Consider the following 22,785-nt stretch of genomic DNA (forward strand, 5'->3'; position numbering starts at 1 on the left):
CTCCCGGCGGAAGTCGGGAAGAAGTCCGACCGGATCGATGTTCTGCCACGAACAGCAGACGAGGAACACGAACGACCTGCATCGGGATCCGAGGGTGTGAGTCCGACAGAGGACGAGTTCGTCGAACAAGAAGCGGTCGACGTCTTGAACATCCCCCATGAAGGCGATCGAAGGAGACCGGGCACACCCGGTCTCAGCAGGAAGGTAAGGGGAACAACATGGCCACCGATTACGACGCACCACGCCGTACCGAGTCCGACGACGTGTCGGAGGACTCCCTCGAAGAACTGAAGGCACGCCGCAACGAGGCGCAGTCCGCCGTCGTCGACATCGACGAGACGGACACCGCGGAGTCCTTCGAACTGCCGGGCGCAGACCTGTCCGGTGAGGAACTGTCCGTGCGTGTCGTGCCGAAGCAGGCCGACGAGTTCACGTGCTCGAGCTGCTTCCTGGTGCATCACCGCTCGCGGCTGTCGTCCGACAACGGCGGCGTTCTGGTCTGCCGCGACTGCGCGGCCTGACCGAGGAGACCTCCGTCAGGAGGTCGGTGGCTGCGGAGTCAGAGCCGCAGCCACTGCATCCGGGTTCCGGGTGCTCACCAACCAGTACGGTGTCGGGTCGTTCTCGTCGTCGAGGACGACCAACACCATCGGCTTGACCCACGAACGATGCTGCACGAAGGCGGAGGGGTCGAGCTGGCGTCCGAGGGCGGCACTCTTCGCCGTCCCCGGCACCACCGCCACCCGATCGATCACCGATGCGGGGAGCCGAGCCTTGCCGGCGTGCAGCATGCGCTCGCCGTTCTGCTCCGTCACCTCGACGCGCATCCGGCCCAGGTACGTGACCACCCAGATCGCGAACGGCACCAGCACCACGTACGGCAGCCAGGCCATCACGCCGGGTGATCCCATGTGCACCTCGGCCGAGAGGATCGCCGCGACGCCGATCGCGGCCACCCAGTACCAGACGGGTACGCGGAGCCGTTCGCTGTAGACGACCGTCTCACCCCCGCCGTCGTGTGCCGTCCCGGACGTCCGGGTGGCGTGATCTGCTGAGGTCTCTCTCGAAGCTGCGTCGGACACCTCTCCAGAGTAGAGGGTCGGACGGGCGGGAGGTCGACGGTGCATCGGCGAGTAATCTCGACCGATGTGAGCGATCTGACGGCCGAGACGGCGACACGCACGACCCGCGGAGACCAGGGATCGGCACCGGCCGTCGAGACGGTGGCCGTCAGACGACTCGATCCGGACATCCCGCTGCCCGTCCGTGCACACGCCGGTGACGCGGGTGTGGACCTGTGTTCCACCGTCGACGTCGTCATCGAACCCGGTGAGCGTGCCATGGTCGGTACGGGCATCGCCGTGGCGCTGCCGGTCGGCACCGTCGGCCTGATCCACCCCCGGTCCGGCCTCGCCGCGCGAGTGGGATTGTCGGTGGTCAACACGCCGGGAACGGTCGATGCCGGTTATCGCGGCGAGATCAGGGTCTGCCTCATCAACCACGATCCACGCACCCCCATCGAACTGCGGCGCGGGGACCGCATCGCCCAGCTGCTGGTGCAGCGGGTCGAACTGCCCGACTTCGTCGAGGTGGCCGAGCTGGACGACACCACCCGTGGTGTCGGCGGCTACGGCTCCAGCGGCGGACACGCGGTTCTCGATGCCGTCACCGCCAGCGAGAAGGAGAACTGAGCATGTTCGGACGCAAGAAGAAGGGGCGCGACGACGTCGACGCCACCGATCTCGACTCCGCGCAGGACGTCGAGGTCGAGGAAGTGGACGAGGTCGACGAGGTGGACGGTACGGCGGACGACACCACCGGGCCGTGGTCGATCGACGACCTGGACGGCGACCGCGAGAGCATCGCGGAGGGACGGCTCGATCTGGGATCCGTGCTGTTGATGCTTCCGGCCGGCGGACAGCTGCAGGTCGAGATGACGCAGGCCGGCGCACCCCAGGCCGTCCACATCGTCACTCCGAACGGGCGCATCACCGTGGCGGCCTTCGCCGCTCCGAAGTCGCCCGGTCAGTGGCGTGACGTCGCCGCCGAGTTGGCCGACACGCTGCGCCGCGACAACGCGCGGGTGGCCACCGAGACCGGCCCGTGGGGCCGTGAGGTGGTGGGCTCCGCGGCCGGCGGGGATCTGCGTTTCATCGGCGTCGACGGGTACCGCTGGATGATCCGCGGCGTGGCGAGCGGACCGGCAGGCAGTGTCGAGGCCGGATCGCCGCTGGTCGAGCAGGCGCGTGCCGTCGTGGCGGCGACCGTGGTCGATCGCGGCGCGGATCCGCACCCGGTGCGGACGCCGTTGCCCATCAGTCTGCCGCCGGCACTCGCTCAGCAACTCGCGGCCGCGCAGCAACAGCAGATGGCGGCCGCACAGGCGCAGGCACAGGCGGCGGTGCAGCAGCAGGTGCCCCAGCAGCAGGTACCTCAGCAGCAGGCCCCCGACGCGGACGCCGCTGCCGAGGCGCAACGTCGGCGCGGGCCCTCGGGTTCGGCGATGCAGCAGCTCGACTGAGTTCTCGGCGAGAGCAGCTCGACTAGGACCCGCCCGTCGCACGCCGGAACGCGTTGACGCCCAGCCTGCCGAGCTCGCCCGGGGACGCGGCGAGGACGTCGAGCGCGAAGGTGTCGAGGTGCGCCGTGGGAAGAGCCGCGCACCAGTCCTGCGCGACACCGAGCGGGTGCACCGGGTCGTCGATCGCTGCCACCACGCCGACCGGCACCGCGAGGGATCGCAGGTCGTCGAGGGTGGGTGCCACATACCGGGCGGCGTCGTCCAGCGCCGTCGGCAGCAGCGGCCACTGTGCTCGCCACGACCGCGTCAGCGCCTCGGCGAGCCACCGCGGACTCGACTGCGCCATCGCCGCCACCGACGCATCGAGGCCGTGGGCCCGCAGCGTCGCCGCCGTCGCGGCGGCACCGACCGCAGCGGGGGAGTCGCCCGGAGATCCGGTCCACGCCGGCATCGCGAGGACGGCGCCCTGCGCGGCGCCCCGACGGTCGAGCGCCCACCGCGCCGCGACCGCCGCGCCGAGTGAGACACCGCCCACGATCAGGTCCCCTCGAACGGCGCCTCGTACGTGGTCGAGCGCCCGCACGTAGCCCCCGACGACGTCGGCGGGTTCGGGCTCGATCACCCGCAGCGACCAGCCGAGATCCGCCACGGCATCACCGAAGGCCCCCTCGACGAACGACGCGTCGGAGCCGGTGCCGGGCAGCAGTACGACGGTGGTTGTCTCCATGGTGTCCGCATCTTCTCGTGGCGTTCACCGACCCGACCGGCCGGGTGTGGTGAGGCGTGCTCGGAAAGGTCTACAGTGGCGCTGACAGAAGCAGAACATCCGCCGCGGAAGGCCCGCGCGAACCGCTCCAGGAGCACTCATGGCACCCGCTGCCGCAGGATACTTCCGCCGCATGGCCCGGAAGTTGACCGAGGACATCGATCAACTCGATGCCGAGGAGTTGGAGTCGACGTCGAAGGCGTCCGGCGCCCAACGAGCATGCGATTGCACTCGCGGTGACGAGGTCACCATGGTCGGACGGCTCCGCAGCGTCGAGACGTGCAGCAAGGCCGCCAACGCCATCGTCGAGGCCGAGTTCTTCGACGGCACCGACACCATCTCGCTGATCTGGATCGGCCGACGCAAGATCGCCGGTATCGAGTCCGGCACGCAGTTGCTGGTCCGTGGTCGCGTGGGGGAGCGCGAGGGCCGCAAGGTCATCTACAACCCGTACTACGAGCTACGCACCGAGGACTAGTTCTTCGGGAGCCGCATCGTCTGGCACCCTGAACTGCATGAGCGAGTCACCGAACAGTCAGCCCACCGAGGACGCGCATCCCGAGACGATCCTGTCCCAGCTCGGTGGGGTCAGCGGACTGGTGTTCTCCACCCTGCCCGTGCTGGTCTTCGTTCCGGTCAACTCCCTCGCGGGTCTCACCGCGGCCGTCTGGGCCGCCCTCGGTCTGGCCGTGGCGATCCTGGTGTGGCGCGTCGTGAAGCGGGATCCGATCCAGCCGGCCGTATCGGGATTCTTCGGCGTGGCTGTGTGCGCGTTCATCGCCTACCGCACCGGAGACGCCAAGGGCTACTTCCTGTTCGGGATCTACACCTCGCTCGCGTACGGCGGGGTGTTCCTCGTCTCGATCCTCGCTCGTCGGCCGCTCGTCGGCATCGTGTGGGGCTACCTCAACGGCACCGGCAAGGCCTGGCGCGAGCATCGGGCCGCCGTCCGCGCGTACGACATCGCGACGTTCGCCTGGGTTCTCGTGTTCGTCGCGCGGTACGTCGTGCAATCGCAGCTCTACGACTACGACCAGACCGGGTGGCTCGCGGTCGCCCGCATCGCGATGGGCTGGCCGCTCGCGGCGGTCGCGTTCGCCGTCACGTTCTGGGCCGTGCGACGGGCCGACGCTGTCGTGGCCGCAGCGACGCACCGGGAGAGCGAGACCACCGAGGTCGTGGACGCGGACCGCATCGAGCCCTGACGGCTGTCGGTCGGTCCTGTCGGTCAACGCTGGGAGAGTCCCAGCACCTCGCGGAGTTCGTCCTCGACGTCGACGGTGGTGACGAACAGCAGTTCGTCGCCGCCCTCGAGCGGGTCGTCCTTCTCCGGGACGATGACGCGGCCACCGCGCAGGATGGTGACCAGCGCGACGTCGCGAGGAAGCGTGATGCGGCGCACCGGTTTGCCCGCCAGCGGTGTGTTCGCCGGCAACGTGATCTCCACGAGGTTCGCCTTGCCCTGCCGCAACGTCATCAATCGCACCAGATCTCCCACCGAGACCGCCTCCTCGACGAGCGAGGCCAGCATGCGCGGTGTCGACACGGCGACGTCGACTCCCCACGACGCGTCGAAGAGCCACTCGTTGCGCGGGTCGTTGACGCGGGCGACCACTCGGTCGACGCCGAACTCGGTCTTCGCCAGCAGGCTCAGGACCAGGTTGGCCTTGTCGTCGCCCGTGGCGGCGATGACCACGTCGTACGACTCGATGCCGGCGCCCTCGAGGGTGGCCAGCTCGCAGGCGTCCGCGTGGATCCACTCGGCCGCCTCGACCGATGCCGGGTCGACGTGGTCGGCCTTGCGTTCGATCAGCAGGACGTGATGGTCGGACCTGAGGAGCTCGCGGGCGATCGAACGGCCCACGGCTCCCGCTCCGGCGATGGCGACTCTCATGACGGATCCTTCGGTGACAGGTCTGGTGCGGGGACGGACACGAGGTGAGGCAGGAGCCGTCAGTCCTCGGGCGGAGGGTTGCTCGCGAGCGCCACGGCCTCGGCGACCATGCCGTCGACAGCCGCGATCCACACCTCGTCGTCGGCCTGGATCACCGTCTTGCGGTCGGGCAGCAGTCCGGCACCGAAGCGGATGATGAAGGCCACTCGGGACTTGGTCGCACTCTCGAGCGCGGTCACGCCCTTGCCCACCCATCCCTCGCCGATGTCGAGGCGGGCCACCGCGACGCTGCCCGACGGATCGCGCCACTTGGTGAGCTCGTTGTCGTGGATCAGCGTGTGCAGGAATCGATCCGTCGTCCACGGCACCGTGGCCACCGTGGGGATGCCGAGGCGTTCGTACACCGCGGCGCGCTTGGCGTCGTAGATGCGCGCGACGACGCGCTCGACACCGAACGTCTCGCGGGCGACACGCGCGGAGATGATGTTGGAGTTGTCGCCCGAGGACACCGCGGCCAGTGCGTCGGCCTTCTCGATGCCCGCCTCGACGAGCACGTCCCGGTCGAACCCCATGCCGATCACCTGACGTCCGGTGAAGTTGGGACCGAGCCGGTGGAACGCGGTGGGATCGCGGTCGATGACCGCGACCTCGTGGCCGATGCGGGTGAGTGCACCCGCGAGGGCGGAGCCGACGCGGCCACACCCCATGACGACTACGTACAACAGACGCTCCGTTCGGGAGTCGAGAGGACGGTGCCCAAGGTGATTGCTGCCGGGAGGGACTTCGCGCAACGCTATCGGTCACCCTGCCCCACGGTCGAGCCCGGTACGGCCTACGCTCTGCGATGTGTCCAAGCTTTCGACGGCCACCAAGAGGCTGCTGCTGGGTAGGCCGTTCCGTAGCGACACGCTCGGACACACGCTCCTGCCCAAACGCATCGCCCTCCCGGTGTTCGCGTCCGATGCAATGTCGTCCGTCGCCTACGCGCCCGAAGAAATCTTTCTGGTGCTGTCGGTCGCCGGGATCTCGGCGTACTCGTTCTCCATCTGGATCGGTCTCGCCGTCGCCGTCGTCATGGCGGTGGTCGTGGCGAGCTACCGCCAGAACGTGCACGCCTACCCGTCCGGCGGTGGCGACTACGAGGTGGCCACCACCAACCTGGGACCGACCGCGGGCCTGACCGTCGGCAGCGCCCTCCTCGTCGACTACGTGCTCACGGTCGCCGTGTCCATCTCGGCCGCCGCCTCCAACATCGGATCGGCCCTGCCGTTCGTCGCGGAGCACAAGGTGCTGTTCGCGGTCGCCGCCATCGTGCTCATCACCTCGATCAACCTGCGCGGCGTCCGCGAGTCCGGTACCGCGTTCGCGATCCCCACCTACGCCTTCATGGTGGGCATGGTCGTCATGCTCGTGTGGGGCCTGGTGCAGGTGTACGTCCTCGGCGACGACGTGTCGGCCGAGTCGTCGAACTTCGAGCTGCAGGCGGAGGACAGTCACCTCTACGGCATCGCGTTCGCGTTCCTGCTGGCGCGCGCGTTCTCCTCCGGGTGTGCGGCGCTGACGGGTGTCGAGGCCATCTCCAACGGCGTGCCCGCCTTCCGCAAGCCGAAGTCGCGCAACGCCGCCACGACGCTCCTGCTGCTCGGCTCGATCGGCATCACGTTGCTGCTCGGCATCATCCTGCTGGCGGAGAAGATCGGTGTGAAGTACGCGGCGGACCCCGCGACCCAGCTCGTCGGGGCTCCCGAGAACTACCAGCAGAAGACGCTCATCGCGCAGTTGGCCGAGGCCGTGTTCCGGCACTTCACGCCCGGCTTCTACTTCATCACCATCGTGACGGCGCTGATCCTGGTGCTGGCCGCCAACACCGCCTTCAACGGGTTCCCCGTACTCGGGTCGATCCTGGCCCAGGACCGCTTCCTGCCCCGCCAGTTCCACACCCGCGGCGACCGGCTCGCGTTCAGCAACGGCATCCTGTTCCTCTCGGCCGCCGCCATCTTCTTCGTCGTCATGTTCGGCGCCGAGGTGACCAAGCTGATCCAGCTCTACATCGTCGGAGTGTTCGTCTCGTTCACGCTCAGTCAGACCGGCATGGTGCGGCACTGGACGCGGTTGTTGCGGACGGAGACCGACCCTGCGCAGCGCCGGTCGATGATGCGGTCGCGTGTCGTCAACGGCATCGGCCTGGCCATGACGGGCGCCGTCCTGGTGATCGTCCTGCTGACCAAGTTCCTCGCGGGTGCCTGGATCGCGATCATCGCGATGCTCGCGATCTTCGGACTGATGAAGCTGATCCGCAAGCACTACGACTCGGTGGCCACCGAGCTCGCCGACGTCGAGTGGGACGGTGTGCTGCCCAGCCGCACGCACTCCATCGTGCTCGTGTCCAAGCTGCACAGCCCGACGCTGCGCGCCCTCGCCTACGCCCGTGCGACCAGGCCGGACACCCTCGAGGCGATCACGGTCAACGTCGACGAGGCGGACACGCGCACCCTGGTGCGCGAGTGGGAGAAGAGCGACCTCAGCGTCCCGCTCAAGGTGGTCGAGTCGCCCTACCGCGAGATCACCAAGCCCGTGCTCGACTACGTGCGCCGGGTCAAGCGGGACTCACCGCGCGACGTCGTCACCGTGTTCATCCCCGAGTACGTGGTGGGTCACTGGTGGGAGCAGGTGCTGCACAACCAGAGTGCGTTGCGACTGAAGAGTCGGCTGCTCTTCCAGCCCGGCGTCATGGTCACCAGCGTGCCCTGGCAGCTCAACTCGTCCGAGCGGGCGAAGCGCGAGAGCCTCGAGAACGCACCGGGCTCGTCCCGTCGTGGTTACGAGCCCACCTCGGCCGAACGGCGATCCGAACGATGACCGACTCGTGGCTCGGCGCGGTCGTCGAGGTCCGCGTGGGCAAGCCGGGACACGGCGGCTTCTGCGTCGCACGGCACGAGGGACGCGTCATGTTCGTCCGGCACAGCCTTCCCGGCGAGCTGGTGACGGCGCGGGTCACCGAGGACACCGGCAAGTCCTTCTGCCGCGCGGACGCCGTCGAGATCCTGGAGGCCTCGCCCGACCGCATCGCGCCGCTGTGTCCCATCTCCGGCCCCGGTGGGTCGGGATGCTGCGACTTCTCCCACGCGACCGCCGAGGCCGGACGCCAGATCAAGGCGGCCGTCGTCGCCGAGCAGCTGAGCCGCGTCGGGGGTATCGAACGCACCGTCGAGGTGGAGTCGCTCGGTGATCAGACCGGCTGGCGGACGCGCATCCGGTTGGGTGTGGACGACGAGGGACGGCCCGGTTTCCACCGGCTCCGCAGCGCCGACATCGTGACGGATCTGGCCTGCCCACAAGCGGTTCCGGGGATGTACGACGGGCTGGCTGCCCGGTCGTGGACGCCGGGCGCCGATCTCGCGGTGGCCGTGGACTCCGACGGGACCCGTCACATCGTGGAGATCGCTCCTGCCGTCGACCGTCGCATGCGCGCCGACACCGGTCGTCGCGGCGCCTCCTCGCGCCGCGCCGCGAAGTCCGGTGACCGCGCGCACCGGGTGCGCGCGGGCTCGGGTCGGGCCGTCGAGCGCGTCGGGTCGCGCGAGTGGACCGTGGACTCGTGGGGGTTCTGGCAGGCTCACCGGGCGGCTGCCACGCAGTACGCCGAGGTGGTCCGGGAGTGGTCCGGTGCTCGGCCCGGTGACACGGCCTGGGACCTCTACGCCGGTGCGGGCACCTTCGCGTCCGTCGTCGCCGAGGCGGTCGGACCGGGCGGCACCGTCGCAGCGGTCGAGTTCTCCCACCGGGCGGTGGTGGACGGGCGTGCGGCGGTGACGGACCTGCCGCAGCTGTCGATGCAGGCAGCGCCCGTCGAGCGCGCGATCGGATCCCTGCCGCCACAGCCGTCCGTCGTCGTCCTCGACCCGCCACGATCCGGCGCCGGCAGACAGGTGATCGCGGCGGTCGCCGGTGCGCACCCGGATCGTGTGGTGCACATCGGGTGCGACCCCGCGTCCTTCGCACGGGACGCGGGGCTCTACCTCTCGCACGGCTACCGCCTGGAGAATCTCCGTGCGTTCGACGCCTTCCCGATGACCAGCCACGTCGAGTGCATCGGATCGTTCGTCCGGGACTGACGCGTCACTTGGCGTTGTACAGGCGCATCGTGATCGGTCCGAACACCGCCAGCAGTCCGACGGACCAGATGCCGGTCCACATCAGCGCGTCCGTCTCGAGCACACCGTCGGCGAAGCCGCGCAGCGTCGTCACCAGATGCGACACCGGATTGACCGACACGAACGCCTGCAGCCACCCGGGCATCGTCGTCGGGTCGACGAAGATGTTGCTGGCGAAGGTCAGCGGGAACAGCACGAGCATGGACACGCTCATCACCGCGGTCTCGCTGCGCAGCATCAGCGCGAACATCGTCCACACCCACGAGACGCAGAACGAGAACGCCAGCAGCAACGCCACCGACGCCAGCACGCCGAGCACGCCGCCCGCCGGCCGGAAGCCCAGCGCGAGACCCAGCACGAGCACGATCGTCGAGGCGAGGGTGTAGCGGACCACGTCTCCGAGCAGGGCGCCGACCAACGGCGCCGGCCGCCAGATGGGCAGCGACCGGAACCGATCGAAGACGCCCTTCTCGATGTCTTTGTTCGAGGTCAGACCCGTGTACATCGTGATCATGACGACGGTCTGCACCAGGATGCCCGGCAGCAGGAACTGGATGTAGGCACTGGTCGAGCCCGCCAACGCGCCGCCGAACAGGAACGTGAACATCAGCGTGAACATGACCGGGAACATGGTCACGTCGAACAGCTGCTCGGGGACGTGCTTGATCTTCAGCAGTGCTCGCCACCCGAACGAGAGCGCCGCCGACATCGACGACGGTCGATCGGGACGGGGACCGGAGTCGCGGAGCAACTCGGCGATGGTCGGCTGCGCAGTGCCCGTCGCGGCGGTGGGGGAGTTGGTGGTGGTCATTCTCAGGACGCCTCCAGTTCTGTCGTTCGTCCGGTCAGTGCCAGGAACACCTCGTCCAGGCTGGGTTGCCCGAGGGCGTAGGTGGTGACGCCGATGCCGTCGTCCGACAGCGTCGCGAGTGCGCGGGCCACCAGGGCGGTGTCGTCGACCAGCGCTGTGACGGCGAAGGGATCGGACTCGAGAGTCACGTCGGTGTGCAGGGTCGCGCGCAGGACGTCAGCGGCGTCGTCGCGGCGCGACTGTTCCGCGACGCGGACGTGCAGCGACCCCGAGCCGACCGATGCCTTGAGCTGACCGGTGGTGCCCTCGGCGATCACGCGGCCCCGGTCGATGACTGCCACCCGGTCGGCCAACTGATCGGCCTCGTCGAGGTACTGCGTGGTGAGCAGGACCGTCGTGCCGCCGGCGACCAGGGAGCGCACGATCTCCCACACCTGGTTGCGGCTGCGGGGATCGAGACCCGTGGTCGGCTCGTCCAGGAACATCAGCTCCGGCGTGACCACCAGACTCGCCGCGATGTCGAGGCGGCGCCGCATACCGCCGGAGTACGCCTTGACCTGCTTGCCGCCGGCCTCCACCAGATCGAAGACGCCCAACAGCAGATCGGCACGCTCCCGCGACGCCGGGCGCGAGAACCCGTACAGCCGCGAGAGGAGCACCAGGTTCTCCACTCCGGTCAGGTCCTCGTCCAGCGAAGCGAACTGGCCCGTGAGCGCCACCTTCGACCGCACCGCGTCGGACTCCGTCGCCACGTCGTGGCCGAGCACGCGGGCCGACCCGCCATCGATGCCGGTCAACGTCGCCAACATGCGCATCGTCGTGGTCTTGCCGGCCCCGTTCGGCCCCAGCACCCCGTAGACCCCGCCCCGCGGGACGGCGAGATCCACGCCGTCCACCGCCACGGTGTCCCCGAACCTCTTCACCAGACCGACAGCCTCGATCGCCAGGCCCCCGGCCTTCCCGTCCGTCGGCGGCCGGCCTCCGGCCTTCCCGTCCTCCAGCGGCCGGCCTCCGGCCTTCCCGTCATGTGTCGTCATGTGAGTGCTGACTCCTGATCCGCCACGATCTCATCGGTATGTCCGGATCGTCCGATCCGGTGCGACGAGCGTCCCGCAGTCATTGCAGGTCCGCAACGGGTTTTTCGCCGGAGACGCCGGTCACCGATCCACTCACGCCCCGGTGACGAATGAATCCTGCACGATGTTCGCGCCGTGGCGTGGGCGCCATGACCCGGCGACGTGGGCGCCATGACCCGGTGGCGCGTACGCCAGGACCGCGACGCGCAGGACCACGATCGCCGAGGGGGTGAGGATATGACGACGATGGCCACTAGTCTCATGGTCGATGAACTCGACGATGAACGTCTCGCAGCGAGGTGGGGGTCTGTGAGCGCCGGAGGTACGAGCGCAGCCGACCCGAGCGCCGGCGAGCCTCGGCACCGACGCGCCCCGGACGACACCGCCGATCCGTCGTGCCCCGTTCCCGATCCCGACCTCAAGCGTCGGCGTGTCGCCGAGGCCGACGAACTGCGTGCGTTACTCGCACGTGTCGCCACCGGTGACCGCCGAGCGTTCGCCGATCTGTACGACGCGACCTCGTCTCGGGTGTTCGGCATGGTGCTGCGTGTGCTGCGCGATCCCGGGTTCAGCGAGGAGACCGCGCAGGAGGTGTTCCTGCAGATCTGGAAGACGGCCGACCGATACGACCCCGCGCAGGGGTCTCCGCTCGCCTGGATGATGACGTTGGCGCATCGCCGCGCCGTCGACCGTGTCCGGTCGGAGCAGTCCGGCACGGATCGCGAGGCGCTCTACGGCTCCTCGACCCACAGTCCCGCGCACGACGAGGTCCTCGAATCCGTCACCCAGACCCTGGAGTCGGAGTCGGTGGTCCGATGCCTGGACACGCTGACGGAGACCCAACGCGAATCGGTACGGATGGCGTACTACAGCGGGTTGACGTATCGGGAAGTGGCCGAGCGCCTGGGCGTGGCCGTTCCCACCGTGAAGTCGCGGATCCGGGACGGTCTGATCAAGTTGAAGAATTGTCTGGGGGTGGAGACCGGTGAGTGACGGAGACGGTCGCCATCGCCGCCATGACGACGCGTCCGCACCCGACGACGTGTCGAAGCAGGATGCGATGCAGGACGTGAACGAGATGAACGTCAGCGTGGTGGACGACGCCTACGCCTACGCACTGGACGCGATCGACCCCGCCGAGAGGGCGGACATCGAACGCAGGCTCGCGCAGTCGGACGCGGCGACGCGGTCGTGGTTCGAGAGCATCGTCGAGTCGGTCGACGAGACGATGGCGCTCAGCGCGTCGTCCACGGCCGCGGAACCGCCCTCGTCGTTGCGTGCGAGCATTCTCGCCGCGGTGGAGAGCACTCCGCAGGGTGATGCCCGGCCACTGGCCGATCCGATCGACGACGCTCCGGTCGCCCCGGTGGTGTCGCTCGACGATCGCCGCCGCACACGCCTGCGCGTGCTCGCGGCAGCCGCGGCGGCCGTCGTGATCGTCGGAGTGGGCGGCGCCGTGGTCACGCAGCAACTGGGAGACGCACCGTCGTCGCCCACGTCGCAGGTGCTTGCGGCCGGTGACATCAGGACCAGCACCGTCGAGGTCGAGGGTGGCGGTACCGCCACCGTGCGCTGGTCGCGCTCGCAGGACGCCGCCGTGGTCACGCTCGACGGGCTCGCGGAGCCCGGCGACGGCAAGGTGTTCGAGATGTGGCTCATCGGAGAGGATCCCGCGCCGCGCCCGGCAGGTCTCGTCCCCGCCGATGCCGCCACGCCCGCTCGCGAGCACGTCGTCACAGGCTTGAGCGACGCGACCACGTGGGCGGTGACGGTCGAGCCCGAGAGCGGTTCGGACGCACCCACCACCACGCCCATCGCCGCGGTCACGCTCGACGCCTGAGCGCAGCCGCCGGCTCAGACGACGCCGGAACGGCGCAGTGCGGCGACGATCGACTCGGCCTGCTCGTACGCGCGATCGAGAAGCACCTCCAGCAAGGCTGTCTTCGCAGCGGGGTTGCTCTCGGTCAGCGCGTCGAAGTCCTTCGGGCCGAGGATCGCGACCGTGGTGTCCTTCACCGCGGTGATGCGGAGCCCGAAGCGTGAGCGCCGGACCAACGGCATCTCACCGAAACTCATGCCGGCGGACAGCGTCGACACGGCGCGGGCCCGGCCGTCCGCGCCGATGAAGTCGACCGCGACGCGGCCGGACAGCACCATCACCAGACCCAGTGACACGTCACCGACCTCGGCGATGACGCTGCCTGCGCTGTACTGCGCGTCCGTCGTGCGGGAGGTGACCGCATCGCGGTGGGCCTCGTCCAGCGCGGTGACGATCGGGTGCTGATCGACCGTCACCTCCGTGGGTTGCCGTGCGCCGCCGCACCACCGGTCGAGGACGGTGTCCTCGCCCCAGCGCAGTGCGGAGTCCAGATCGTCGAAGACCCGGCCACTGCCGTCGTGTTCGGACAGGGACGACACGGTGTGCGCCATCGCAGCTCGGGGATCGACCAGGACGGCGGCACAACCCTGTCGGCGGAGCCCGGCGGCGAGGGTGTCCAGCATCGAGCGGGCGACGTCGCTCACCTCGTCGACCCGACGCATGTCCAGGATCACGCCGTCGAGTGCGCTCCCGTCGTCGGCGCCGTGGTCGACGGCCGTGGACACCGCGCGCACGACGCTCTCCGCTGCGGAGAACAGCAGATCGCCGTGCAGTTCGAAGACGCGGACTCGGCGTCCCCGCGCGGCGAGCGTCTCCTGCTCGGCGGCGGTGCGCCGGCGACGCGAGGGGGAGTCGGCGACGGTGTACTCGGCGCGCACGGCGCTGCGTGCGGCCCGGCCGACGTGGAGGAAGTGCAGTTCGAGGCGCGAGGACAGCTCGCGGCACGCCTTGACTCCGCGCACGCTGTTGCCGTGGGCGTCGAGTCTGGGTGAGAACACCGAGATACCGAGCTGACCGGGCAGGACCGCGAGCACCGCACCGGCGACACCGCTCTTGGCGGGGAGTCCGACGCGGTTGACCCAGTCGCCGGCTCCGTCGTACATGCCGCACGTCGTCATGACGCTCAGCACACGCTCGACGAGCACCGGTTCGAGGGCTCGGACGTCGGTACACGGGTTGAGGCCGTTGTTGGCGAGGGTCGCCGCCATGACGCCGATGTCGCGGCACGTGACGTCCAGCGAGCACTGGCGGAAGTAGAGATCGACCATCGCGTCGGGATCGCCCTCGACGATGCCGAAGGAGCGCAGCATGTGGCCGATGGCGCGGTTGCGATGGCCGGTGCGCGATTCCGAGGCGTGCACGGCGGCGTTCATGGCGAGTTCGCGTCCCGCGTACCGCGAGAACGAGGCCCGGATCCGTTCGAACTGCTCGTCGGGCGTCGCGCCTCGCACCAGCGACGCGGAGGTGATGGCGCCCGCGTTGATCATCGGGTTGCGCGGGCGCTCGGTGACGGGGTCGAGGCTGATCTCGTTGAACGGCTCACCGGACGGCTCCACGTCGATCTTGCGGGCCACCGCGGTCTCGCCGCGATCGGTGAGAGCGAGGGCGTAGGTGAACGGTTTGGACACCGACTGGATCGTGAAGGGCACGTCCGTGTCGCCCACCTGGTACACGTGGCCGTCGGCCGTCGTGAGACAGATACCGAAGCGATCGGGGTTCGCGGCCGCCAGTTCGGGGATGTAGTCGGCGACGCCACCGGAGGTGTCCGCCACACACAGCGCGTGGACCTCCTCCAGAATCTCCTGCACGACGTCGGTCATCGTCACCACTCTCTCGATTCTGTGCCGCGGCTCGGCGCTCGTACGGTAACCCGCCGATCCGGGTCCACGTAGACTTGTCCGAACTGGCCTGTCCGAGTGCCTCACGGCACGACGGACGACAAGGCAATCTTCGGAGGGGAGCGATTTCGTTGGGTGTTCTGGACGGCGTGCACGAGCCCAGCGACCTGCGTGCCCTCGGCCCGGTGGAGCTGGCCGAACTGGCGGACGAGATCCGTCGGTTCCTGGTCGAGAAGGTGTCTGCCACGGGTGGCCACCTCGGACCCAATCTCGGTGTCGTCGAGCTGACTCTGGCCATCCACCGCGTGTTCGACTCGCCTCGTGACCCGGTGATCTTCGACACGGGCCACCAAGCGTACGTGCACAAGATGGTCACCGGTCGAGCGGACCGCTTCGACTCCCTGCGCAAGGAGGGTGGGCTGTCCGGCTACCCGTCCCGCAGCGAGAGCGAGCACGACTGGGTCGAGTCCTCACACGCGTCGGCATCCCTCTCCTACGCCGACGGCCTCGCCAAGGCCTTCGAGCTGACCGGGCGCGGCGATCGTCACGTCGTCGCGGTCGTCGGGGACGGCGCCCTCACCGGTGGCATGTGCTGGGAGGCGCTCAACAACATCGCGGCCGGCAAGGATCGTTCCGTCGTGATCGTCGTGAACGACAACGGTCGCTCCTACTCGCCGACCATCGGCGGCCTCGCGGACCATCTCGCGACGCTGCGCCTGCAGCCCAACTACGAACGCGCGCTGGACACCGGCCGTCACATGGTGAAGAACCTGCCCGTGGTCGGGTCGGCCGCGTACGCCATGTTGCACGGCATGAAGGCCGGCCTCAAGGACGCGATCAGCCCGCAGGTCATGTTCACCGATCTGGGCATCAAGTACCTCGGTCCGGTCGACGGACACGATCAGGCGGCTCTGGAATCGGCGCTGCGCCGCGCGAAGGCCTTCGGCGGGCCGGTCATCGTCCACGCGGTGACGCGCAAGGGCATGGGCTACTCGTTCGCCGAGAACGACGTCGCCGACCAGATGCACTCGACGGGAGTCATCGACCCGCTCACCGGCCTGGCGACCAGCGTCGCGGCTCCGGACTGGACGTCGGAGTTCTCCCGTCAACTCATCGCCCTGGGAACCGACCGCGAGGACGTCGTGGCCATCACCGCCGCGATGGCCGGACCCACCGGGCTCGCCGCGTTCGGCGAGGTGTTCCCGGACCGTTTCTTCGACGTGGGCATCGCCGAGCAGCACGCGCTCACGTCCGCCGCCGGTCTCGCACTCGGTGGTCTGCATCCCGTGGTGGCGATCTACTCGACGTTCCTCAATCGGGCGTTCGATCAGCTGCTGATGGACGTGGCACTACTGAACCTGCCGGTCACCCTGGTGCTCGATCGCGCCGGGGTCACCGGATCGGACGGCGCCAGCCACAACGGCATGTGGGACATGTCGCTGCTCGGCATCGTGCCGAACATGCGCGTGGCGGCGCCCCGCGACGGAGCGACCCTGCGCGAGGAACTCGCCGAGGCACTCGCGGTGTCCGACGGTCCCACCGCGCTGCGCTTCCCCAAGGGCGCCATCCCCGACGACATCGAGGCGGTGCGGCGTCTGGACGACTCCGTCGACGTGCTGCACGAGCCCGAGGGGGAGTCGGACGTACTCCTCGTCGCCGTCGGTCCGTTCGCGTCGTTGGCACTGGACACGGCGCGAGAACTCGCCGCGGACGGTGTCTCGGCCACAGTCGTCGATCCGCGGTGGGTGCTGCCCGTTCCGGACTCGCTCGTGAAGCTCGCCGCGGACTTCCGCCTGGTGGTCACGCTCGAGGACAGCGGTCTGCACGGCGGCATCGGTGCATCCGTGTCGGCTGCCCTGCGCGCCGGCGGCGTGGACGTCCCCTGTCGGGATCTCGGTGTGCCACAGCAGTTCCTGGACCACAGCTCGCGGGATCGCATTCACGCCGACATCGGCCTCACCCCGTCGGACATCGCCGGCCGGGTGCGCGGATGGATCGCACACCGGCCCGGCGACATCTGACGGTCGCTACGTCGCCTTGGTGGCGGCGTCCTTCAACTGCGGGAGGATCCGGTCGAGTACCCACGGGGTGCTCACCGGGTTGACGTTGCTCAGACCGGCGATGACCTGCTCGTCACTGAGCGCGACCGCGGATCCGGAGGCGACCGCGGGCAGCGTCGCCACAGCCGGGGCCGAGGCGAGGTCGAAGCCCTCCGGAGTGAACGCGACGATCACGTCGGCGTCGAAGCTCTGCACGTTCTCCAGTGACACGGTGGAGAAGAAGGTGTCCGCGGAGTCGGCCTCGTCGAGTGCCACGACGCCGGGGGCGTTGACGAAGCCCATCTCGTTGAGAACCTGCACGCGAGGATCGGACGGCATGTAGACGTTCGCCTGACCGGCGTCCGTGTCCAGGTTCACCACCGCGACGGTCTTGCCGGCGAACTCCGGATTGGCCTCGGCCTCCGAGGCGAGCCGCTGGCCCATACCGTCGATGAGAGCCTGTGCCTCCGTGGGCTTCCCGACTGCCTCACCGATCATCGTGGTCTGGTCCTGCCACGTCGTCTGCCAGGCCTCACCGGGGTAGGCGACGACGGGCGAGACAGCGGACAACGTGTCGTAGTACGACTGCGGGAAACCCTCGTAGGGCGCGAGCACCAGGTCGGGTGCCAGGGCCGCGAGGGCCTCGACGTCGGGCTCACCCGCAGCCGGATCCTCGTACAGGGTGGTGGCGTCCGCGTCGTAGAACTCCTGTGCCCACGGCATCACGCCGTTCTCGTCGGCACCGTAGGTGTACTTCGGCTGGCCGACGGGCGTGATGTCGAGGGCGCCGAGGATGTCCTGTGCGTTCCAGCCCATCGTGACGATGCGCTCCGGTGCGGCGTCGATGGTGGTCGAACCGAAGGCGTGGTCGATGGTGACGGGGAACGCGCCACCCGACGCGGCGGCGGGCGCGTCGGAGTCGGCATCGGACGAACATCCGGCGACGAGGGCGAGCGCGGCGGTGGCCGCGACGGCGGGGAGAAGGCGAAGGCGTTTCACATGGTTAGCCTAACCTATGTATGGCCTCCGGCCCCGTGCGCCCTTCGCGTATCCAGGGATGCGCAAAGGGCGCACGAGGGCGCAGCCCCATCACACGCTGGCGACACCCTTGTCGAGGAACCGGTGACCGGTGACGGCCTCGGAGGTGCCGGTGCGATCGAGGTACGGCACGATGCCGCCGTTCCAGAACCCGAAGCCGCCGCCGAGGATCAGGCAGAGGTCGATGTCCTGAGCGGCCGCGACGACGCCTTCCTGCAGCATGATGTCGATCTCCTCCGCGAAGGCGCGGCGGGTGCGATCGAGCACCTGCTCGGCCGTCGACGGTGAGTCGCCCTGCGGCCACAGATCGGCGATCTCGGGGTCGACGGTCTTGGCTCCGTCGGCGCCGTAGGTCCACACCGCGGACTTCTTGTTCGCGACCATCGCCTGCAGGCCGGGGGAGTCGTGGAACCGCTCCGGGTAGTACTCGGCCATGGTCTCGCCGGTGTGCAGTGCGACGGCGGGGCCGACCAGCGAGAGCAGCGTGAGCGGGCTCATCGGCATGCCGAGCTCGCTGATGGCGTTGTCCGCGACGTCGAAGGGCGTGCCCTCGTCGATCGCGTTCATGACCTCGCCGAGGGCGCGGGTGAGCAAGCGGTTGAAGACGAAGCCGGGCTTGTCGGCGATCAGCACGGCCGACTTCTTCAGAGACTTCGCCGTCGCGAATGCTGTTGCGAGCGTGGCATCGTCGGTCTTCTCGCCGCGGACGATCTCCAGCAGCGGAAGAACGGCCACGGGGTTGAAGAAGTGGAATCCGACGACCCGCTCGGGGTGCTTCAGCTCCGCCGCCATACGGGTGATGGACAGCGACGACGTGTTCGTCGCGAGGATCGTCTCGGGGGAGACGAACTCCTCGAGCTCGGCGAAGACCTTCTTCTTCACGTCGAGATTCTCGAACACTGCCTCGATGACCCAGTCGGTCGTCGCGAATGCGGACTTGTCGAGCGATCCGGACACCAACGCCTTGAGACGGTTCGCCGCGTCGGGGGAGAGTCGCTTCTTGCCCTGCAGCTTGTCGATCTCGGCGTGAACGTAGCCGACGCCCTTGTCGATGCGCTCCTGGTCGATGTCGGTGAGGATCACCGGCACCTTCAACTGACGTACGAACAGCAGGGCGAGCTGGCTGGCCATGAGGCCGGCGCCCACGATGCCGACGCCGGTGACCTTCCGGGCGAGGGACTTGTCGGGCGCTCCGGCAGGCCGCTTGGCACGCTTCTGCACGAGGTCGAATGCGTAGAGCCCGGCCCGCAGTTCGTCGGCCATGAGAAGGTCGGCCAACGCCTCGTCCTCGGCAGCGAAGGCGGCGTCGAGCGACGCGGAGTCGGTGATGTCGGTCGACTTCGCCAGCTCGAGCAGCTGCACGGCGCGCACCGGTCCCGGTGCGTGGTCTCCCGTCTTGCCGGAGACGATGGCCTTGGCCCGCGCGATCGCGTCGTCCCAGCCCTGGCCGCGGTCGATCTCGGGGCGGGTCGGGGTGACGTCCCCGGAAACGACCTTCGCGGCCCACAGCAGGGACTGCTCGAGGAAATCGGCGCCGCCGAAGACTTCGTCGGCGATGCCCAGCTTCAGCGCGTCCGCAGGCTTGAGCATCCGGTTCTGGTTGAGCGCGTTCTCGATCACCACGGTGACGGCATTGGCCGGCCCGATCAGGTTGGGGAGCAACTGCGTTCCGCCCCAGCCGGGAACGAGGCCCAGGAAAGTCTCCGGGAGCCCCAGTGCCGCAGCGTTGTCCGCGACGGTGCGGTAGTGGCAGTGCAGCGCGATCTCGAGTCCACCGCCCAGAGCGGCGCCGTTGACGAACGCGAACGTGGGCACTGTGGACTCGCGCAGGCGGCGGAACACCTTGTGCCCCAACGTGCCGATCTCCAGCGCGACGGCGCGGTCGGAGATGTTCGGCACACCGTTGAGGTCCGCGCCGACGGCGAAGATGAACGGCTTCCCGGTCACCGCGACGGCCACCGGATTCGCCGCGTAGGCCGCGTCCAGTGCCGCATCGAGCTCGGTGAGTCCGGCGGGTCCGAAGGTGGACGGCTTGGTGTGGTCGAAGCCGTTGTCGAGGGTGACGATGGCGACCGGGCCGTCGAGGCCCGGCACGGTGACGATCCTGGTGAACGCGTGGGTCACCACTTCGTCGGCAAAAGCTGAAGTCATGGCAATCACTTGCTTCCGTCGTAGGCGGGGTTTTCCCAGATGACGCTGCCGCCCATGCCGAGGCCGATGCACATGGTGGTGAGGCCGTAGCGGACATCGGGACGGGTGGCGAACTGTCGGCTGAGCTGGGTCATCAGTCGAACGCCCGAGGACGCGAGGGGATGGCCGCAGGCGATGGCTCCGCCCCACTGATTGATCCGGGCGTCGTCGTCGGCGATGCCGAAGTGCTCGGTGAACGCGAGGACCTGGATGGCGAAGGCCTCGTTGATCTCGAAGAGGCCGATGTCCTCGATGGACAGGCCGGTGCGTCCGAGCAGCTTCTCGGTGGCGGGGACGGGACCGATGCCCATCACGGCCGGATCGACGCCGGAGAACGAGAAGCCCACCATGCGCATCCCGACCTTCAGGCCGAGTTCCGCGGCGGTGTCCTCGCCGGCCAGGATCGCCGCTGTCGCACCGTCGTTGAGTCCGGCGGCGTTGCCGGCGGTGACGCGTCCGGCGGGCCGGAACGGAGTCTTGAGCTTCGCCAGATCGTCCAGGGTCGTGCCGGGGCGCGGCGGCTCGTCCTCGGTGGCCAGACCCCAACCCGCAGCGGACTTCGTGGCGACGGGAACCAGTGTCTCGGCGATCAGGCCGGCCTTCTTCGCGGCGTCGTACTTCTCCTGGCTCGCGACGGCGTAGGCGTCCGTGCGGTCCTTGGTGATGGACGGGTAGCGGTCGTGCAGGTTCTCGGCCGTGTTGCCCATGACGAGCGCACTCGGGTCGACGAGATTGTCGGCCAGGAAGCGCGGGTTCGGATCGACGCCCTCGCCCATCGGGTGCCGGCCCATGTGCTCGACGCCGCCGGCGATGACGACGTCGTACTGTCCGAAGCCGATGCCCGACGCGGTGGTGGTCACCGCGGTCATCGCGCCCGCACACATCCGGTCGACGGCGAAACCGGGCACGCTGCGGGGGAGCCCGGCGAGCAGTGCCGACGTGCGGCCGATGGTCAGACCCTGGTCGCCGGTCTGCGTCGTGGCGGCGATGCCGACCTCGTCGACGCGCTCGGGTGGCAGTTCGGGATTGCGGCGGAGCAGTTCACGGATCGCTTTGACCACGAGGTCGTCCGCTCGGGTGTCCGCGTACATACCCTTGGGGCCGGCCTTGCCGAACGGCGTACGAACACCGTCGACGAACGCGACGCCACGACTGGACGCGGATCGAGCGGGAGCGGATTTCGGAGAAGACATGGTTCCTTCCGGCAGGCGCTGGAACGAGCCGGACGCCCGGCTCGCGCGCCCACTCTAACCCGTGCCTACTCGCCGGTAACTTCGGCCGTCCTCGACTCAGCGGCGGTCCGTAGGCCTGCTGCCACGACGGGGCCCGCCACCGCGCGCTGCCAGGGCCGCGACCCGTGCGCCTCGAGGAAACGGTCGACGAGCACGTCCTCGTCCGTCCCGTACTCCGCGACGAGAGCGGGGTGGTCCCAGCAGATGCGACGGACGAGATCGGGAGTCAGCAGGTTCTCGACGGGAATCGCGACATCCGCGGACAGGGCGGCCATCGCGTCGCGGACGGCGGACAGACGCCCGGCGGCCTCCGGATCGCGCCGCGCCCACCGACTGACCGGCGGGGGCCCCACGAAGGGCTGGGTCACCGGGGGCAGCGCATCGTCGGGAAGTGCGCGGGCGTGCTCGATCGCGTCCATCCACACGCGCGCCTGGCGACGCTGACGAGGTCCGCCGAAGACGGGCAACGCGTTCAGCTCGGACACCGTGGCGGGGTTCCTCTGCGCGGCGGCGACGATCGCGGAGTCCGGCAGGACGCGGCTCGGCGCGATGTCGCGGCGGCGCGCGAGATCGTCGCGGGCGGTCCACAGAGCGCGGACGACGGCGAGCGTCCGCGCGTTCTTGATGGTGTGGATACCGGAGGTGCGGCGCCAGCGGTCGGGCTTGGGAGGCGCCGGGGGTGCGGTGCGAATGTACTCGAATTCCTGTGCGGCCCAGTCGGTCTTGCCCTGGCTCTCGAGCTCCTCGGCCATGGCGTCACGCAACTCGACGAGCACCTCGACATCGAGTGCCGCGTAGTTGAGCCAGGTGTCGGGCAACGGTCGGGTGGACCAGTCCGCCGCACCGTGACCCTTCTGCAGCGACAGGCCCAACGTCCGTTCGACGATGGCCGCCAGACCGACACGGTCGAAGCCGGCGAGTCGGCCCGCCAGCTCCGTGTCGTACAGCGACGCGGGCGTCATGCCGAGCTCGGCGAGCCCCGGCAGATCCTGATCGGCGGAGTGCAGTACCCACTCCATGTCGTTCACGACGGCGGCGAAGCCCGCGAGCGCCTCGACACCACCGTCGCGGACCACCGGAATCGGATCGAGCAGGACGGTGCCCGCACCCCGGCGACGGAACTGCAGCAGATACGCGCGAGCCGAGTATCGGAAACCCGATGCGCGTTCCGCGTCGACGGCCAACGGTCCGGTTCCCGACGCCAGCAGCTCCGCGGCCGCTCGCACCGCGTCCGCCGTGTCCGTCAACGGCGGGACCCCCTCGCGTGGAGCGAGAAGGGGAGTCGCCTCCGGCTCGACGGCGGTGTCGCCGGAGGAGGCAGGAGTCGAGTCGGGCGTGTCGGGCATT

Annotated in this window: 21 protein-coding genes; 10 read left to right on the forward strand and 11 right to left on the reverse strand. The window is 69.2% G+C overall.

Translation table 11 applies throughout. The features are described from left to right. Positions 1-218: 218 nt before the first annotated feature. On the forward strand, positions 219-521 hold the full coding sequence (locus QE449_RS10985) for a DUF4193 domain-containing protein (RefSeq protein ID WP_027505182.1): 303 nt from the start codon (positions 219-221) through the stop codon (positions 519-521). A gap of 15 nt (positions 522-536) precedes the next feature. On the opposite strand, the gene QE449_RS10990 is transcribed toward QE449_RS10985, so the two are convergent. Further along, entirely contained in the window at positions 537-1,082 is a 546-nt protein-coding gene (locus QE449_RS10990; protein WP_268788562.1) for a DUF3093 domain-containing protein, read from the reverse strand. Between the two features lie 141 nt (positions 1,083-1,223). Between QE449_RS10990 and dut the strand changes: the two genes are divergently transcribed. Then, positions 1,224-1,691 (forward strand): dUTP diphosphatase, encoded by a 468-nt coding sequence (dut, locus tag QE449_RS10995; RefSeq protein WP_307109705.1) that lies wholly within the window; start codon positions 1,224-1,226, stop codon positions 1,689-1,691. Positions 1,692-1,693: 2 nt separating this feature from the next. Next, positions 1,694-2,521 (forward strand): DUF3710 domain-containing protein, encoded by an 828-nt coding sequence (locus tag QE449_RS11000; protein WP_307108808.1) that lies wholly within the window; start codon positions 1,694-1,696, stop codon positions 2,519-2,521. A gap of 22 nt (positions 2,522-2,543) precedes the next feature. On the opposite strand, the gene QE449_RS11005 is transcribed toward QE449_RS11000, so the two are convergent. Next, positions 2,544-3,248 (reverse strand): alpha/beta fold hydrolase, encoded by a 705-nt coding sequence (locus tag QE449_RS11005; protein ID WP_373428288.1) that lies wholly within the window; start codon positions 3,246-3,248, stop codon positions 2,544-2,546. A gap of 139 nt (positions 3,249-3,387) precedes the next feature. Between QE449_RS11005 and QE449_RS11010 the strand changes: the two genes are divergently transcribed. Next, positions 3,388-3,765, forward strand: a complete 378-nt coding sequence (locus QE449_RS11010) for an OB-fold nucleic acid binding domain-containing protein (RefSeq protein ID WP_027505186.1) — start codon at positions 3,388-3,390, stop codon at positions 3,763-3,765. A 37-nt stretch (positions 3,766-3,802) separates the two neighbouring features. Continuing rightward, the gene (locus QE449_RS11015; protein ID WP_307108809.1) at positions 3,803-4,492 is read left to right on the forward strand and encodes a DUF3159 domain-containing protein; all 690 of its coding nucleotides are present in this window, start codon (positions 3,803-3,805) and stop codon (positions 4,490-4,492) included. 23 nt (positions 4,493-4,515) lie between these two features. Here the strand turns inward: QE449_RS11015 and QE449_RS11020 are convergent, their stop codons facing one another. Then, positions 4,516-5,181, reverse strand: a complete 666-nt coding sequence (locus tag QE449_RS11020) for a TrkA family potassium uptake protein (RefSeq protein ID WP_027505188.1) — start codon at positions 5,179-5,181, stop codon at positions 4,516-4,518. A gap of 59 nt (positions 5,182-5,240) precedes the next feature. Next, a complete protein-coding gene (locus tag QE449_RS11025; RefSeq protein WP_027505189.1) occupies positions 5,241-5,903 on the reverse strand; it encodes a TrkA family potassium uptake protein in 663 nt (220 codons plus the stop codon). Between the two features lie 124 nt (positions 5,904-6,027). Here QE449_RS11025 and QE449_RS11030 point away from each other — a divergent pair, with 124 nt between their 5' ends. Both QE449_RS11030 and QE449_RS11035 read left to right on the forward strand, forming a co-directional pair. Continuing rightward, entirely contained in the window at positions 6,028-8,040 is a 2,013-nt protein-coding gene (locus QE449_RS11030) for an APC family permease (RefSeq protein WP_027505190.1), read from the forward strand. Continuing rightward, the gene (locus QE449_RS11035; protein WP_307108810.1) at positions 8,037-9,296 is read left to right on the forward strand and encodes a class I SAM-dependent RNA methyltransferase; all 1,260 of its coding nucleotides are present in this window, start codon (positions 8,037-8,039) and stop codon (positions 9,294-9,296) included. Before QE449_RS11030 ends, QE449_RS11035 begins: the two co-directional genes overlap by 4 nt. A gap of 4 nt (positions 9,297-9,300) precedes the next feature. Here the strand turns inward: QE449_RS11035 and QE449_RS11040 are convergent, their stop codons facing one another. Next, positions 9,301-10,146, reverse strand: coding sequence for an ABC transporter permease (locus QE449_RS11040; RefSeq protein WP_307108811.1), 846 nt, complete (start codon positions 10,144-10,146; stop codon positions 9,301-9,303). A 2-nt stretch (positions 10,147-10,148) separates the two neighbouring features. Then, positions 10,149-11,183 (reverse strand): ATP-binding cassette domain-containing protein, encoded by a 1,035-nt coding sequence (locus QE449_RS11045; protein WP_222637630.1) that lies wholly within the window; start codon positions 11,181-11,183, stop codon positions 10,149-10,151. A 348-nt stretch (positions 11,184-11,531) separates the two neighbouring features. Between QE449_RS11045 and QE449_RS11050 the strand changes: the two genes are divergently transcribed. Together QE449_RS11050 and QE449_RS11055 are read left to right on the forward strand one after the other, a co-directional pair. After that, entirely contained in the window at positions 11,532-12,215 is a 684-nt protein-coding gene (locus tag QE449_RS11050; RefSeq protein ID WP_268788561.1) for a sigma-70 family RNA polymerase sigma factor, read from the forward strand. Further along, the gene (locus tag QE449_RS11055; protein ID WP_307108812.1) at positions 12,208-13,062 is read left to right on the forward strand and encodes an anti-sigma factor; all 855 of its coding nucleotides are present in this window, start codon (positions 12,208-12,210) and stop codon (positions 13,060-13,062) included. Before QE449_RS11050 ends, QE449_RS11055 begins: the two co-directional genes overlap by 8 nt. Before the next feature lie 14 nt (positions 13,063-13,076). Here the strand turns inward: QE449_RS11055 and glsA are convergent, their stop codons facing one another. Continuing rightward, entirely contained in the window at positions 13,077-14,921 is a 1,845-nt protein-coding gene (gene glsA, locus QE449_RS11060) for a glutaminase A (RefSeq protein ID WP_056445252.1), read from the reverse strand. Positions 14,922-15,070: 149 nt separating this feature from the next. Here glsA and dxs point away from each other — a divergent pair, with 149 nt between their 5' ends. Then, positions 15,071-16,960, forward strand: a complete 1,890-nt coding sequence (gene dxs / locus QE449_RS11065; RefSeq protein ID WP_027505197.1) for a 1-deoxy-D-xylulose-5-phosphate synthase — start codon at positions 15,071-15,073, stop codon at positions 16,958-16,960. A 6-nt stretch (positions 16,961-16,966) separates the two neighbouring features. Here dxs and QE449_RS11070 read toward each other — a convergent pair whose 3' ends face one another. From QE449_RS11070 to QE449_RS11085, 4 genes are all read right to left on the reverse strand, one after another. Then, positions 16,967-17,977, reverse strand: a complete 1,011-nt coding sequence (locus QE449_RS11070) for an iron-siderophore ABC transporter substrate-binding protein (RefSeq protein ID WP_307108813.1) — start codon at positions 17,975-17,977, stop codon at positions 16,967-16,969. Between the two features lie 90 nt (positions 17,978-18,067). After that, complete coding sequence (locus QE449_RS11075; RefSeq protein ID WP_373428289.1) at positions 18,068-20,167, reverse strand: 3-hydroxyacyl-CoA dehydrogenase NAD-binding domain-containing protein; 2,100 nt, start codon at positions 20,165-20,167, stop codon at positions 18,068-18,070. 5 nt (positions 20,168-20,172) lie between these two features. Further along, positions 20,173-21,399, reverse strand: coding sequence for a thiolase family protein (locus QE449_RS11080; protein ID WP_307108815.1), 1,227 nt, complete (start codon positions 21,397-21,399; stop codon positions 20,173-20,175). 65 nt (positions 21,400-21,464) lie between these two features. Continuing rightward, entirely contained in the window at positions 21,465-22,784 is a 1,320-nt protein-coding gene (locus QE449_RS11085; protein ID WP_307108816.1) for a ribonuclease D, read from the reverse strand. Position 22,785: the final 1 nt, after the last annotated feature.

The organism is Rhodococcus sp. SORGH_AS_0303 (assembly GCF_030819335.1).
Classification (GTDB): domain Bacteria; phylum Actinomycetota; class Actinomycetes; order Mycobacteriales; family Mycobacteriaceae; genus Rhodococcoides.